The organism is Pseudobdellovibrionaceae bacterium (assembly GCA_020635075.1).
Lineage (GTDB): Bacteria > Bdellovibrionota > Bdellovibrionia > Bdellovibrionales > UBA1609 > JADZEO01.
On the sequence record JACKAM010000004.1, the window covers coordinates 468,620 to 482,451 of the forward strand.

A 13,832-nucleotide genomic window follows, 5' to 3' on the forward strand; every position below is an offset into this window, starting at 1 on the left:
TGCTGCATGTTAGGTGTGAAATATGATCGTATTCCTCTGCTTCCCGCGGAGGACCAGTGTAAGGGCGCTGGTTCTCTGGGTGAGTCTCGTAGGTGTATGTTTCCAGACCCAATCAGCAAATGGTAGTCAGCAAGATCAATTATCGAGGTGCCCGACAGGTTTGATCGAGCACCGGGGCCACTGCGGACAGATGGATGCTCGTGGCTTTGTTTCCGCTTTCAGAAAAACGCCGGAGAACCTGAGATATTACTACTCTCAGGGGTTGGATAAGTGCGGGACCTGTTGGGATTTGGCTCAATTCCCCAACCCCACAGACTTTGCAACTCTGTACCCAGAGCGAAGAGCTCAGGCTCCCCGGGGTGAATCTACGCCTCCTGTTCAGGATCCCGGAGAGGCGGCACCCACATCCCCAATTGTCAGTCAGACCACAGAGCTACCGACGGGAATGCCAAGTGAACAGGAAGCCGAACAGGATCGCGCCTATTGCGAAAACTCTCAGCAAAGTGCCAGTACTTGTTGTACCGATCCCATCAAATGTGTCAGCGGTCTTAATGGCCCGTCAATAGGAACTGTGAATACAGTTGGAGCTCTCGCTGGTGGAGCTTTGGCTTTGCGCAACCAGGGCGACGATCAGCGGGGAATTGCCGACAACTGCAGCTTGATGAAGAAAGTGGCCTTTGGTGGAGCCGCCGCCAACACCGCTCTTGGCGCTAAATGCTACAGTGAAAAAACCAGCTGTGAGGAAAAGTGCCAATCTGTCGCAACCAAGTATGGTCAGGTCCTAAAGGACTGCGATCTTCTGTACGATCAATGGAAAAATGCCGGAGGACAGGGGCCCCGTTGTTCGGCGGAACAAAGACGCCTGTACCTTGCCCTTGTGGCCAATGCCCAGGGTAGAAGAGACGGTTGCACTTCTTATAACAACGAAGTTGCACGTATGGGTAACCAAGCGGCTCAAAGCATGGCGGCATCCAAGTTCGCGGCTGAGTGTGAGTCGGCGGCCATGGCCAATACGGAAAATCCAGAATCCCCTATAGAACCCGTCTCCTTCAATGGCGACTGCAGTGATCCGGTCAATGCTTCCAACCCCATTTGTGTTCGCTGTGCCTCAGCGGCAGCCCAAACGGATCCTTTGTGTCGCGGCCTTAACGGAGGAAGGTCGCCGGCTGCGGCGACAGGTAGTGGATTCAGCAGTGCCTCCTTTGGCGCCCGAAATGTTGATGGCTCGGATCTCAATGTGCCTACAGTGGAGGCTCAATCTCAGGATGCCCCATTTGGAATTTACGATCAGCAGGCCAGGGCCAATTCCATTCCCGGCAACGGCGGTGGTTTCGTTGGCGGAAGTGAATCCGGCGGTGTGGGCTTTGGCGGCGGCGGAGGCCTAGGCTCTACCGGAGATGGCTATGACACCGACGTTCTAAAGGGCGTTGGCGGTCGCAGTGGATTTACCACAGCATCGGCAAATTCCGCAGGAGTTGAAAACCGCAGTGGGTTCTATGGGAGCTATCAGAGTCTCAAGGAAGAAAAGGAGCGCAATGGAGGACTCGACTTGCGCAAATACCTTCCTGGAGGAACTAAAGACCCCAAGCGCCGGTCGGTAGCGGGCCTTCAGGGACTTGCGCCCAATGAGCTTGGTCACAGTCATGACGATATCTTTCAGCGTATCAGTAATCGCGTAAGGCTCCTGTGTAAAACCGATCGTCTGATGTGCAAGGAGTAACGTCAGCTCGAACCGAACATGAACGGCGGACGAGTGACGGAGAGACTGTGCATTAGGTCTTCGAATTTGAATTGTTCTCGGTCACACTGGCCCAGCCATCTAGGAATTCATCCAGAGGTAAACATCAAGGAGAACGCATGAAAAGGCTACTGTTATCAATCGGAGTTTTCTTTCTGACATTCTCGGCTTCCGCGACCGAGGCCGATCAGGTATTGGACCATGAACAAGTGGCACCCACAGTTCTTGAGACTATAATCAAGACCCTGGGCAATCCATGGGACTGTGAGGACAATCCATGGGGCGGGTGGAACGACAAGTGCTGATGATCTAAACCTGGCCCAGCAGTGAAGTACTGGGCCCTTCCCCTTTGTGAGGCAATGCTGCAGGGGATTTTCTTGACATACCCCCCTGGGGTATACTAGAATTAGGGCTTCTTTGGAGGTCCTGGAGTATGCGTAAAGAGTATTCTGTCGAGGGAATGGGGTGTGGCTCCTGCGCCACGAAGATTGAGAATCTACTCAAGGAAACCGTGGGAATCAATAGCGCCCGAGTCAATTTTGCCTCCAAATCTGCAACGATTGAATTTGACGAGACCACCGTCTCTGAGGTGGATTTTTCAGCGGCCGTTCATGGGTTGGGTTACGACCTGGTTGAGTCCCACTCACCTGAAGATCTCATGCGGGCTGAAGAAAACATGCGTCAGAAAGAGGAGAATTATTTGCGCCGTCGCTTGATTGTGTCGGTTGTTTTGACCTTTCTTCTTTTTGGCGTGGCTATGCACGTCTTTCCATTTGTGAAGTCTTGGTCTTCCACATTGAGTCACTGGGTGCAAATGGTGCTGTCGGTTCCTGTGCTCCTTTGGTGTGGGGAAAGATTTTGGCGAGCTGTCGGGACGGCAGTTAAAACCCGGCACGCCAACATGAACACCCTGATAGGTATAGGTACCATTGCAGCCTTTTTGTACAGCGGGGTCGTGACTTTGTTCCCGCAGTGGATCAGCGGTGCTGGAATAAAGGCAAGTGTGTACTTTGAGTCCATTGGCTTTATTACTTCTTTTATCCTCCTGGGCCTTTTTATGGAAAATCGGGCAAAGGGAAAGACCTCAGACTCGATCAGAAAACTTATGGGACTCAAGAGTCGTGAGGCCACAGTGTTGATTGACGGTCAACCGGTGGTGAAATCCATTGAAGACGTGGTGGTGGGAGATATTTTGATTATCAAACCGGGTGAGAAGATTCCGGTCGATGGTGAAGTGACGGAAGGTATCTCAGCAATTGATGAGTCCATGGTCACTGGTGAGCCCTTGCCCGTCAAAAAGGCCCAGGGTGATCAGTTGATTGGTGGCACGATCAATCAAAAGGGTTCACTGCAGATGGTGGCGAAAAAGGTGGGCAAAGCCACTCTTCTTTACCAAATTATTGTGATGGTGCAAAAGGCACAAAACTCAAAGGCTCCAATACAAAGATACGCGGATAAAATTAGTTCCATTTTTGTGCCTGTGGTATTGCTAATCGCTTTATCGAGCCTTCTCTTGTGGCTGACCTTTGGCCCCTCTCCTAGCCTTACCTATGCCTTAGTCGCCTTTGTTTCTGTTTTGATTATCGCTTGTCCCTGTGCTTTGGGTTTGGCCACGCCGACGGCAATCATGGTGGGCACGGGTCGAGGAGCCGAGAATGGAGTGTTGTTCCGCAATGCCGAGTCGATTGAACAAGCTGAGGGCATCACTGCTGTTATTCTCGACAAGACTGGGACTCTCACCTTGGGGCGACCCGAAGTGGTGAAGGTCTCCTATTTTTCCGAAAACGATCAACTATGGGATATGGTTTTGAGTCTTGAGCACAGTTCCGAACATCCGCTTTCCAAAGCTATTGGTCACTATGCTGAAAGTGAAGGTGGACAAATCCACAAGGTGGATCAGTTTGAATCCCTCACCGGAAAAGGGGTTCGGGGACAAGTGCTGAGTCATGAGGTGTTGATCGGTAATCTACGTTTGATGGATGAGAGCGGAGTTGCTCTCGATGACAAAGCCAAGGGTAAATTGGAGAGATGGTCAGAGGCCGGGAACACCGCCGTCTTTGTGGCAATCAATGGTCATTTGGCAGCAATGTTGGGAATCAAGGACCCGGTGAAGCCGGAATCTGAGGCTGCGGTCAGGACCCTGGAATCCATGGGCATTGAAGTATGGATGGCCACTGGGGACAGCAAGGGCACGGCGATGCGTGTGGCGCGAGAAGTAGGCCTGACCCATGTACTTTCAGAAGTGATGCCCGCAGATAAGCTGGAAAAGGTGAAGGAGCTTCAGTCCCAAGGGCACAAAGTGGCCATGGTCGGAGATGGCATCAATGATTCTCCGGCCCTAGCTCAAGCCGATGTGGGCTTTGCCATGGGCACGGGGACGGATATCGCCATGGAATCAGCCGATGTGACTTTGGTGCGAGGAGAAATTTTGTCCCTTGTTCATGCCCTGCAGGTTTCGCGGGCCACCATGAGAACAGTCCGGCAAAATCTGTTTTTCAGCTTCATCTATAATGGATTAGGGATTCCTTTGGCAGCTGGTTTACTTTATCCTCTTTGGGGTCTCTTGCTGTCACCGGTTGTCGCCTCGATAGCGATGGCCTTAAGTAGTGTGTCCGTCGTGACCAATAGTCTGCGACTGAAGAAGACTTCCATAGGAGTGCATTGATGAGTGAAAAACAGGGAGCATCCCATACGGCTCACCTTCATCGCTTGAAGCGATTGGAAGGGCAGATCCGAGGGATCGCTCGCATGATCGAGGAGCGCCGTTACTGTATGGACATCCTCACCCAACTTAAGGCCGTAAAGTCGGCTTTAGGGGCCTTGGAGGAGAAGATCATCGAGCAACACCTGAATCATTGTGTAAAGCGAGCCCTGGCATCCGACGATAAAAAGGATCAGGACGGCGCTGTGGGAGAAATTATGGAACTTCTCTCCAGTGCTCGCGGTAAGTAGTGAGAATCTAAGGTGACAGACTGTGATTCAAGATGAGACGTATGGTGCCCTTGACATACCCCATGGGGGTATAATAAGATGATACGTGGAGTTGATGAATGATTCGCGCGCGCTTTTTATCAATTTTTGTGATCACTCTGGGGTTTCTGCCTCAGGTTGTTGCCGCGCCCTGTGCTTCAGCCTGCCAGTTCAATGGCCAAGCCAAAAGGATGATGCATTTCACGCCGGCTCAGGTGAAGGCTCAAAAAGCAAATAAGTCAGATGTTGAAGAGGCAAATCTTCCTCCCTGCCATCGTCAGGCTGGAAAGACTAACCAACCTCAAGGCGAACATGCAAAATCCTGTGGACTGGGTGATTGCCTGGTTGTGGACCAAACGACTCCGCCACAGGTGATGTCATTTGGTTCGGGATGGAGCCAGGCTGATGATATTGTAACCCCGTGGCTGTCTTCTTCGCCTCAATTGAATTTTGAATTCTCACAAAGTGTGCGGCTGGTCCTTGCACAAAATGCAGCCCGTCCGCCAAACGTGCCGCTCTATATATCCCACCAAGTCTTTAGGAATTGAAAACTTCCCAAATTTAGCTCGATAAGCTGAACCCCCAGCACAGGCATGAGTCTATGTTGTTGGTCGGTTCAACTAGTTTATGTGCATCAATTTATTTGGGGTTTTCAATGAAACATCTGTTTATAGTTCTGGCATTGGTGCTCGGAGTGACTACTGGGGCCACCGCTCAGGAGTCCCGAACCTTGGATCAAGTTCTGCAATTGGCATTTGCCAATTCAGCAGAACTGGCCGCTGCAGAGAGATCCGTCGCTGCTCAAGAGGCATTGATCGCTTCTCAGTACAGCCTGGAAGATCCGATGGTAGGCGTCTCCAGTCTGGATCGTGGGAATGTAACCAAGTATGGTGTGATCTCTCAGCGGTTACGTTTCCCGGTGAAATACTATCTTCAAGGCAAGGCACAAAGAAGTCGTGCGAGTAGCTCCAGTTCAATGTGGGCGATGAAGAAGTACAGCCTTCGCAAACAAGTAGTGAGTTTGTATTTTTCCATCTTCAGCACGCAAAAGATCATTCAACTGACCAAGGCCAACATGGATGCGGTCCGCGAGTTTGCCCGGGTGGCGGAAAAAAAGTATGCAGCAGGCAGGACATCACAAAGTGACTCAATGAAAGCCCATTTTGAACAGACCCGACTAGAGCTTGATCTTTTGAGATTGCAGCAAAAGGAAAATTCCCTCCAGCAACAGCTGAAAGCTGTTGTTGGTGATCCGGCAATGGGCAGTCTGGATTTGGCAAATTTGGAATTAGCCCCTCCGGTTTTTCAACTCAGCAGGATGGCCGAAGGCGGTGACAGTTCCTCCCACTCCACCTCGCCCGAGTTGCAGGTTCAGGCGGCTCGCCTGGAGGCCGCCAAATGGAAAAGCCAATTGGCGGCTTGGGAATTTGCCCCGGATATTCAGCTTCAGTACCAAACCCGTATCGAGGGTAATCCTCAGGATTCGGAGATCTACTCGATAAGCTTAAGTGTGCCTCTGTTCTTTTGGAAAAAGTCCGCCGAAGCCTCCGCTGCCTCAGCGGAAAAGGCGGCGGAAGAATATAGACTGACAGATGCCACCAATAGGGTCGTCACACGCAGTAAAGATCTACAAGGGCAAGTTCAGCTTGGAGAAAAGACGCTGAAAATCTATCAAACCAGCCTCATTCCCCAGGCCCAAGGGGCATACAATTCATCGCGGGCCTCCTACCGGGCCAACAAGACTTCGTTTTTGGATTTGCTGGACTCTGAGCGATCGCTTTATCAGGTGAAGACGGACTATTACCGGTCTTTGGAGCAATTCGTAGCCAGCCTGGCTGATCTAGAGGCGACCCTTGGCAAAAGCCTTTCTAATTTAGGAGATGTAAAATGATAAAGTTCATCAAACGCCACAGCAGTGGGATATTTCTGGTAATGGTTATGGTTGCCGCCATCTCTCTATTTGGTTGCACCAAAGGAGCTCACGACGGTCACTCCGATAAGCAGAATTCCGAAGGGGACCAGAAAAAGGCAGCCACTTATGTTTGTCCTATGCACCCTCAGATCACTTCAGACAAGCCGGGTACCTGTCCCATTTGTGGTATGGATTTGGTACCGGTTGAGACAGACGAGGGATCAGGTGACCACAGCGGGCACCAACAGAATTCCCCTGCAAAGAAGGTGGATGAAGATGGATGGGAAGATGTTGGCGGGGACGGAGACTCCGAGGCCTCAACGCCAATTGAACCCGCGGGACACACCCACTTCAAACTCAGTTTGGATAAGGAACAAAAAATTGGCGTCAAAACAGACGTGGTCAAAACGAGAAGCCTGTTTAAGTCCATTCGTGCTCCTGGCCGCATTGCCTTTGATCCGGAACTCTACACAGCCCAGAGTGAATACCTTGAGGCAATACGTCAGTGGGCGCGGGTGAAGGACTCCCCCATTGAGGAGGTCAAGAGAAGCACCCGGGAAATGATCAACTCCGCCAAGATTCGTCTCCAGGTACTGGGTTTGTCCGCCGGACAGATTCAGGAACTAGGTCGCAAAGGGAGCCAGTCGGAAGGCCTACTGCTGACGGGCAAAGGGCAGGAAAACTGGATCTACGCCGACGTCTTTGAGGTAGACCTACCTCACATCAAAAAGGATCTCTCCGTAGAAGTGACGGCCAACTTTCTTCAGGGCAAAAAACTCTATGGCAAGGTGGTTTCTGTTGATGAGGTGATCAACGCCAACACCAGAACCGCAAAGGTCAGAATAAAACTCAATGAATCCCACGAGAGCATTCGCCCTGAGTCCTATGTGAATGTCTCAATCATGGCGCCTCTTGGTAAGCACCTCACAGTTCCAGTAGATGCTTTGATGGACACCGGTCGTGAGACCTATGTTTTTATCAGCAAAGGGGAGGGGCGATTTGAACCCAGGGCTGTGGCTCCGATTCGGGAAACCGAGGACTACATTGCCCTGGCCAGTGGAGTGAAAGAGGGAGAGTCTGTCGTCGTGGGCGGCAACTTTATGCTCGACTCCGAATCCCGATTGAAGGCCGTCATTAAGGGAATGGCGTCTGGACAAACTCACAACCACTGATTGGGAGCATTTCCATGTTGATTAAGATTATCGATTTTTGTTCGCGCAATCGAGGGCTCACACTCATGCTGGTGGCATGTGCCTTTGTTGCTGGTTGGATCAGCATGAAAGAGATCCCGATTGATGCGATTCCAGATCTCTCCGACTCTCAAGTCATTGTGTATTCCACTTGGAACGTGAGCCCTGACATCATTGAAGACCAGGTAACTTACCCGATTGTCACGAGCTTATTGGGTGTACCCAAGGTCAAAGATATTCGCGGACTTTCGACCTTTGGCGCTTCCTATGTCTATGTGATCTTCGAGGATGGGACCGATATCTATTGGGCCAGGTCCAGAGTATTGGAGTATTTGTCTAAAATTACGCCTCAGCTACCCAAGTCTGTGCAAACGGAGCTGGGACCTGATGCCACCGGAGTGGGCTGGGTTTATCAATATGCCCTCAAGGACATCTCGGGTAAGCACTCCTTAGCCGATCTACGTTCGTTTCAAGATTGGTTTTTGCGCTATCAGATTCAGTCGGTACCTGGAGTTTCAGAGGTCGCTTCCTTTGGCGGCTTTGAAATGCAGTACCAGGTGCAGATAAATCCCGAATCCCTCCGTGCCTACAATATTCCCCTCAGCCATGTTTCAAAGGCCATTAATGAAGGCAACCGCGAGACGGGAGCCCGAGTGATCGAGTTTTCCGGGACCGAGTATATGGTGAGAGCCAAAGGTTACGCCCGCAGCAAACAAGATATTGAGAACATCGTCATTGGCGTTAATCAGCAAGGAGTTCCCATTTATGTAAAAAATGTCTCGCGGGTGGTGAAGGGGCCTGAAATGCGTCGCGGGGTGGCGGATTTGGACGGCCTCGGGGATGTGGTGGGAGGCATCGTGGTCATGCGGTTTGGCGAAAATGCTAATCGGGTGATCGAGGACGTCAAGAAAAAGATAGCCAGTCTCTCTGGGTCTCTTCCGGAAGGCGTGAAGATTATTGAAACTTATGATCGAAGTGAATTGATTCGAAAAACCGTAGCAACTCTCACTCACGAATTGGCTATCGAGATGATTGTTGTCGCCCTCGTCATTATTCTTTTCCTGCTCCATTTGCCCAGTGCAATGGTACCGATTGTGACTCTGCCAACGGCTGTTGTAGTTAGCTTCATTTTCATGAATCTCATGAACGTCTCGGCCAACATTATGTCCCTTGGGGGCATTGCCATCGCCATTGGAGCCATGGTTGATGCCGCTATCGTCGTCGTCGAAAACTGCCACAAAAAGATGGAGGAGTGGAGGTTAGCAGGAAAAAATGAGCCCCTCGTAGAGGTTTTGATTGGCGCGATTAAGGAAGTCGGTCCGGCCAGCTTTTACTCACTTCTCGTGATCGCCGTATCCTTTCTACCCATTTTTGTTCTTGAAGCTCAGGAAGGACGACTTTTTAAGCCCTTGGCCTACACCAAAACGCTCGCCATGTTGGTGGCCTCAGTGTTGTCCATTACTTTGGTACCGGCCTTGCTGATCATCTTCACCAAAAAGCGCGAGGTTTCCTATGGCCCCTCTTGGTTTCAGCGGGCCTTTAACTTTTTGGCCGCGCCAAATGAGCGATCTGAAGAGGATCATCCAATTAGCAAGTTGTTGTTTCACCTATACGGGCCAGCCGTCGACTGGGTGGTTGAGAAGCGCCGATTGGTAGTCGGAATTGCCGTCGCCTTAATTGCCCTGACGGTGCCGGCCTTCGTTCAGCTTGGATCAGAATTTATGCCGCCACTTAATGAGGGCACAATTCTCTATATGCCGACGACCATGCCCGGGCTTTCGGTTACAGAAGCACAGAAGCTCCTTCAGCAGCAGGACAAGATTCTAAAGAGTTTTCCGGAGGTCTTGACGGTACACGGAAAAGCCGGCAGGGCCGGTACCGCAACCGATCCGGCGCCACTGACAATGATGGAGACTGTGATTGTTCTCAAGGATCAGAGGGAGTGGAGAAAGGTCGATCGCTGGTATTCCTTTTTGCCTGAGTTTCTGACTTTTCCGTTCCAGTGGATCACCCCCAACTACATGAGCTGGGATGAGTTGGTTGGCGAGATGAACAAAAAAATGCAGTTCCCAGGACTGACCAACGCCTGGACCATGCCGATCAAAGGTCGCATCGATATGTTAACCACGGGGATTCGAACTCCCATTGGCATCAAGATCTCTGGAGGTGATCTCAAGAAAATTGAAGAAATCGGCATCAAGCTTGAAGGAATTGTGGGAGGCTTGAGCGGAACCCGCAGCGTTTTCGCTGAGAGGGTGACCGGGGGCTTCTTTTTTGATTTTAATTTTAACCGTGAAGCTCTGGCTCGCCATGGGATCTCCATTCAAAAAGCTCAAGAGACGTTGGCTACTGCCCTTGGGGGAAAAAACGTCACCACGACGGTGGAGGGGCGCGAGCGATACTCGGTCAATGTTCGCTATGCTCGAGCTTTCCGCCAATCGAAAGAGGAGATTCGGCGAATTTTGTTGGATTCCCCAAAGGGTTACCAGATTCCATTGTCAGAAGTGGCGACAATTGAGCTGCTGAACGGTCCTGGCATGATCCGCAATGACAATGGTTTGCTGACGGGCTATGTCTACGTGGATTTAAACACCAGTGATGTGGGTACCTATGTGAAAAGCGCGAAGCGTGCCGTCGCCGAGCAGTTGGATCTTCCCACGGGGTATTCGCTTCACTGGAGTGGCCAGTATGAGAGCATCGCCAGAGTAAAAGAGAAGCTTAAAATGGTCCTGCCAATCACTCTTCTACTCATCATTTTATTTATTTACATGAATACCAAATCAGCCGTGAAGACATCCATTGTTCTCCTCTCCATACCGTTTTCGGCCATTGGTGCCATCTGGTTGCTTTACCTCTTGGACTACAACATGAGTATTGCCGTTTGGGTTGGCCTGATTGCCTTGTTGGGAGTGGATGCGGAGACAGCCATATTTATGCTTCTCTATTTGGACTTGTCCTACGAAAAAAAGAAGAAGGCTGAGGGTATCCGTTCGTTTGCAGATTTGAGTCAGGCCATTCATGAGGGGGCGGTAAAGCGGATTCGCCCGAAAATGATGACGGTATTGACCACATTTATGGCATTGCTTCCCATTTTTCTGGCGAGTTCGGCAAGCAGCGGAGCAGATGTGATGAAGAGGATGGCGGCACCAATGGTGGGAGGAATTTTAACCTCTTTCCTCCTTGAGCTTTTGGTCTACCCAGCGATTTTTGCAATTTGGAAAGAAAAGGAAATTCAGTTAATTTTAAATACAAAGGAGAAGCAATGAAAACTGTAATAGTGGCTTTTGCCCTGTTGTTCGTGGTGTCAGCAAGTGGGGCCGATGAAAAGCATGACCACAGCAAGATGAAAGGTCATGAAGGCCATCATGTTGACAGCGCGGGGGAGACCAGTTTGTCTGGAGAACTGATTGGGCTCACCTGCTACATCAAACACGGGACTTCGGGGAAGTCTCACACCGACTGTGCCAAGGATTGTGCCCAAAAAGGTTTACCCATTGGCCTTAAAACCAAGGATGGTCTTTACCAGATCTCCGGAGAGGGCCATTCGACCCTTGTGGAGGCGTACAAGCCCTTGCTCAAATATCTGCAAGGTAAAGTGGACGTAAAAGGCAAGGTCTTCGAAAAGGACGGCATAAAGATGTTGGTGATTTCCAAAATCAAGAACGGGTAGAGCGCATAGAACCAAAGTGGGCCGCCTAATGGGCGTCCCGCTTTGAAACAGCATTGGTCATCCGACCGATCTGTGCGACTCAACTCAAGCCACTGTCCCAGTATTTTGGCCCGCGCTTAAACTCGACTGGACTTTGATCCGATATGTCTGAGATAGGCGTGAGGTTTCCTGTGGTTAGGTGTTCGGACATAAGTCTGGGCTCAAATTTTTTGCAGTCCAATTGGTGTTTTCGATTTTTCGGAATCGCGACCGTGCTGTTTGCGATTTTTGTTCCGCCCCGGAGTCTTGCGGAGCAAGTGGGGGCAATGGGTGAGAACCTCTTTGGTTCAAAAGCCCTGACCCACAAGGGTGAGACTTTCAAGTCCTATCTTATTCGTCTTTTGCCTCGCGAATCCGTGAATCGAAGAAAAATTGAAACCTACGCCCGTGACCTCGGAATCAGGTGGGCCCCCGAAAGCATTGTCCGCACAAATACGGATTCTTACTCCGTCCAGTGGCAGCTTGGTTTTCCTGATAGTGAAGACCAGAACAAAGGTTATGAGGATCGGATCAAGATTGTGGATTTGAATTCAGGTGAGTTTTTGGTCAATGACAAGCCATTTCACATTAGACCGCTGAGTGGAGTCTTGCGGGACCTGGAGCTGATTGAAGGTTTGTTGACTCCGGCAAGATCCTCTTTAATCGGCGATGTGTGGTTAAGCCGCGATCAAAGACAGGAACCCTGGCCGAGGGAGAAAGGATCAGTTCACCTTTTAACCCTGATGTATGGTCTCTACTTCTCACAGCCACAGGCCCGGTGTGCGACAGCTAAGATGGCCCTTGCTCACGCCATGATTGGGGCGGACGCAGAACTTCATGAGATTCCTCGCTGCGATACCTCAGGAATCGAAGTCGTAATCAAGGAGAATCGCATGGGCTCCTGGTTGCGGCTCCTGTGGAAGGAGGGTTCTGAGGAGACTATGGCGGCTGAGGAGGTCAGGAGCGATGGTCGCAAAGGGAGAAAGATTCAATACGAGTTCAATTCTCTTGGGCTATCTCGAATGTCCGTAAGCCACCCCGATGGCAATCGTGAGGTCTTTTCGACCGAATTTGGTTCTCCGTCTTTAGTCTCTCCCCAGATGCTGTTGGAGTTTCGTCGGCGCTATGTTCTGATCGAAAGAGTTCGCAATTCTGGAGCGGACTGGGGATTTACTTGTAACAGCGGATGCCAAAAGGACATCGTTGCGGCGTTGGCCGATAGGCCCATCAAAAAAGTGGCCAAGAAAAGAGGCAAGAAATTACGACCTCGCCGCCTTCCTGCGTCCAAATCCAAGTAAAATATCGATTACTGTTTCTTCTCTGTGGAGGCGGGAGTGCGTTTAAAGTTGGCATTGGAATCCGTATCGACCTGATCGAGATAGTTGCCATCATTGGAATCTGTGTTAACAAACGCTGTCGGATTGGTCCCGCCAGACGTGGGTGTCGCGGAGTAGGTGCGGGCATACGCCGAAATTGAAGAGCTGCTACTGCCGGTACCAGAGCCAGAGGAATATCCCGTACCGGAACTTCCATTGCCAGCGTTAATTCGACATTGAGGATTGTTAGAGAGTTGAGCATGCATGCGATTAATCTGTCCAGTGAGTTCCTGATTGCGCTTGCGGGCGGTCTCAAGCTCCTCTTCCATAGTTGCCACCCGCTGTTTTTCAGCCTCTTCGGCCTGCTTTTTGGATTGCTCAGCTCTTTCCTCTTGGGTGATCTCCCATTTAGTTTTTACCGCCTTGTCCATGCGCATGTTAACCAGGTCAGCGTTTAGAGAACTGAAGGTTTTAGCATGATCGTTTCCCCGCCCGTCCTTCCAGGTGCACTTGATGCCGCCATTGTGATCGCGGCAGTCCGTTTGCTGATCGGCGGTCAAAAGCATGAACTGGACAATTTCCGTGCGAGCATTGTTAGCGAGGCCGCTCTTCCCCATATACCGTTGGTAGTGGTAAATGTCCTGATGAAGGGCCTTATAGGTCGACATTTCATTTTGTGGCAAACAGCTGTTTGCTCCAAGGCGAAAGGTCTCAGTTCCTCGGTCGTCATTGTAATTGTAGTAGGTGTTGTCTTGATGAACTCGAAAGTTATTGCCCAAATAGCTACTGCATTGGATCTGTGCCTGCATTGTGCCGTTGTTGGCGTCAGCTTTTTGGGCGAGAGCTGTAAAGAATCCAACCAGAATGACCAAAACAAGAGTGCGTTCCATCCACCCCTCCTCAACTCTATCATCTATGTGCAAGCTGAGGACCTAACTCATACAAAATACAGAGGATTCCACTGCCAAAAACTTTTCACCTGTCGAGTTACTAGTGAATTCTTAGCAAGAGTGCGATC

11 protein-coding genes are annotated in these 13,832 nt (G+C 50.7%); 10 read left to right on the forward strand and 1 reads right to left on the reverse strand.

The features are described 5' to 3' along the window. The first annotated feature begins 160 nt into the window (after positions 1-160). The 10 genes from H6624_19645 to H6624_19690 all read left to right on the forward strand — a co-directional run bounded on the left by H6624_19645 (position 161) and on the right by H6624_19690 (position 12,796). On the forward strand, positions 161-1,720 hold the full coding sequence (locus tag H6624_19645) for a hypothetical protein (protein ID MCB9086564.1): 1,560 nt from the start codon (positions 161-163) through the stop codon (positions 1,718-1,720). 137 nt (positions 1,721-1,857) lie between these two features. After that, entirely contained in the window at positions 1,858-2,043 is a 186-nt protein-coding gene (locus H6624_19650; protein MCB9086565.1) for a hypothetical protein, read from the forward strand. Between the two features lie 128 nt (positions 2,044-2,171). After that, positions 2,172-4,403: a heavy metal translocating P-type ATPase gene (locus H6624_19655; GenBank protein MCB9086566.1), complete on the forward strand. Its 2,232-nt coding sequence runs from the start codon at positions 2,172-2,174 to the stop codon at positions 4,401-4,403. Next, positions 4,403-4,690: a metal-sensitive transcriptional regulator gene (locus H6624_19660; GenBank protein ID MCB9086567.1), complete on the forward strand. Its 288-nt coding sequence runs from the start codon at positions 4,403-4,405 to the stop codon at positions 4,688-4,690. The genes H6624_19655 and H6624_19660 overlap by 1 nt, the downstream gene beginning before the upstream one ends. Positions 4,691-4,788: 98 nt before the next feature. Then, positions 4,789-5,256 (forward strand): hypothetical protein, encoded by a 468-nt coding sequence (locus tag H6624_19665; protein MCB9086568.1) that lies wholly within the window; start codon positions 4,789-4,791, stop codon positions 5,254-5,256. A gap of 107 nt (positions 5,257-5,363) precedes the next feature. Further along, a complete protein-coding gene (locus tag H6624_19670) occupies positions 5,364-6,599 on the forward strand; it encodes a TolC family protein (GenBank protein MCB9086569.1) in 1,236 nt (411 codons plus the stop codon). Beyond that, the gene (locus tag H6624_19675; protein MCB9086570.1) at positions 6,596-7,792 is read left to right on the forward strand and encodes an efflux RND transporter periplasmic adaptor subunit; all 1,197 of its coding nucleotides are present in this window, start codon (positions 6,596-6,598) and stop codon (positions 7,790-7,792) included. The genes H6624_19670 and H6624_19675 overlap by 4 nt, the downstream gene beginning before the upstream one ends. Before the next feature lie 14 nt (positions 7,793-7,806). Then, positions 7,807-11,076, forward strand: a complete 3,270-nt coding sequence (locus tag H6624_19680) for an efflux RND transporter permease subunit (protein MCB9086571.1) — start codon at positions 7,807-7,809, stop codon at positions 11,074-11,076. Further along, positions 11,073-11,480 carry a hypothetical protein gene (locus H6624_19685; GenBank protein ID MCB9086572.1) on the forward strand — a complete coding sequence of 136 codons (408 nt, stop codon included), beginning with the start codon at positions 11,073-11,075 and terminating at the stop codon, positions 11,478-11,480. Before H6624_19680 ends, H6624_19685 begins: the two co-directional genes overlap by 4 nt. A gap of 305 nt (positions 11,481-11,785) precedes the next feature. Then, positions 11,786-12,796, forward strand: coding sequence for a hypothetical protein (locus H6624_19690; protein MCB9086573.1), 1,011 nt, complete (start codon positions 11,786-11,788; stop codon positions 12,794-12,796). 8 nt (positions 12,797-12,804) lie between these two features. On the opposite strand, the gene H6624_19695 is transcribed toward H6624_19690, so the two are convergent. Next, the gene (locus H6624_19695) at positions 12,805-13,704 is read right to left on the reverse strand and encodes a DNA-binding protein (protein ID MCB9086574.1); all 900 of its coding nucleotides are present in this window, start codon (positions 13,702-13,704) and stop codon (positions 12,805-12,807) included. Between the last annotated feature and the right edge of the window lie 128 nt (positions 13,705-13,832).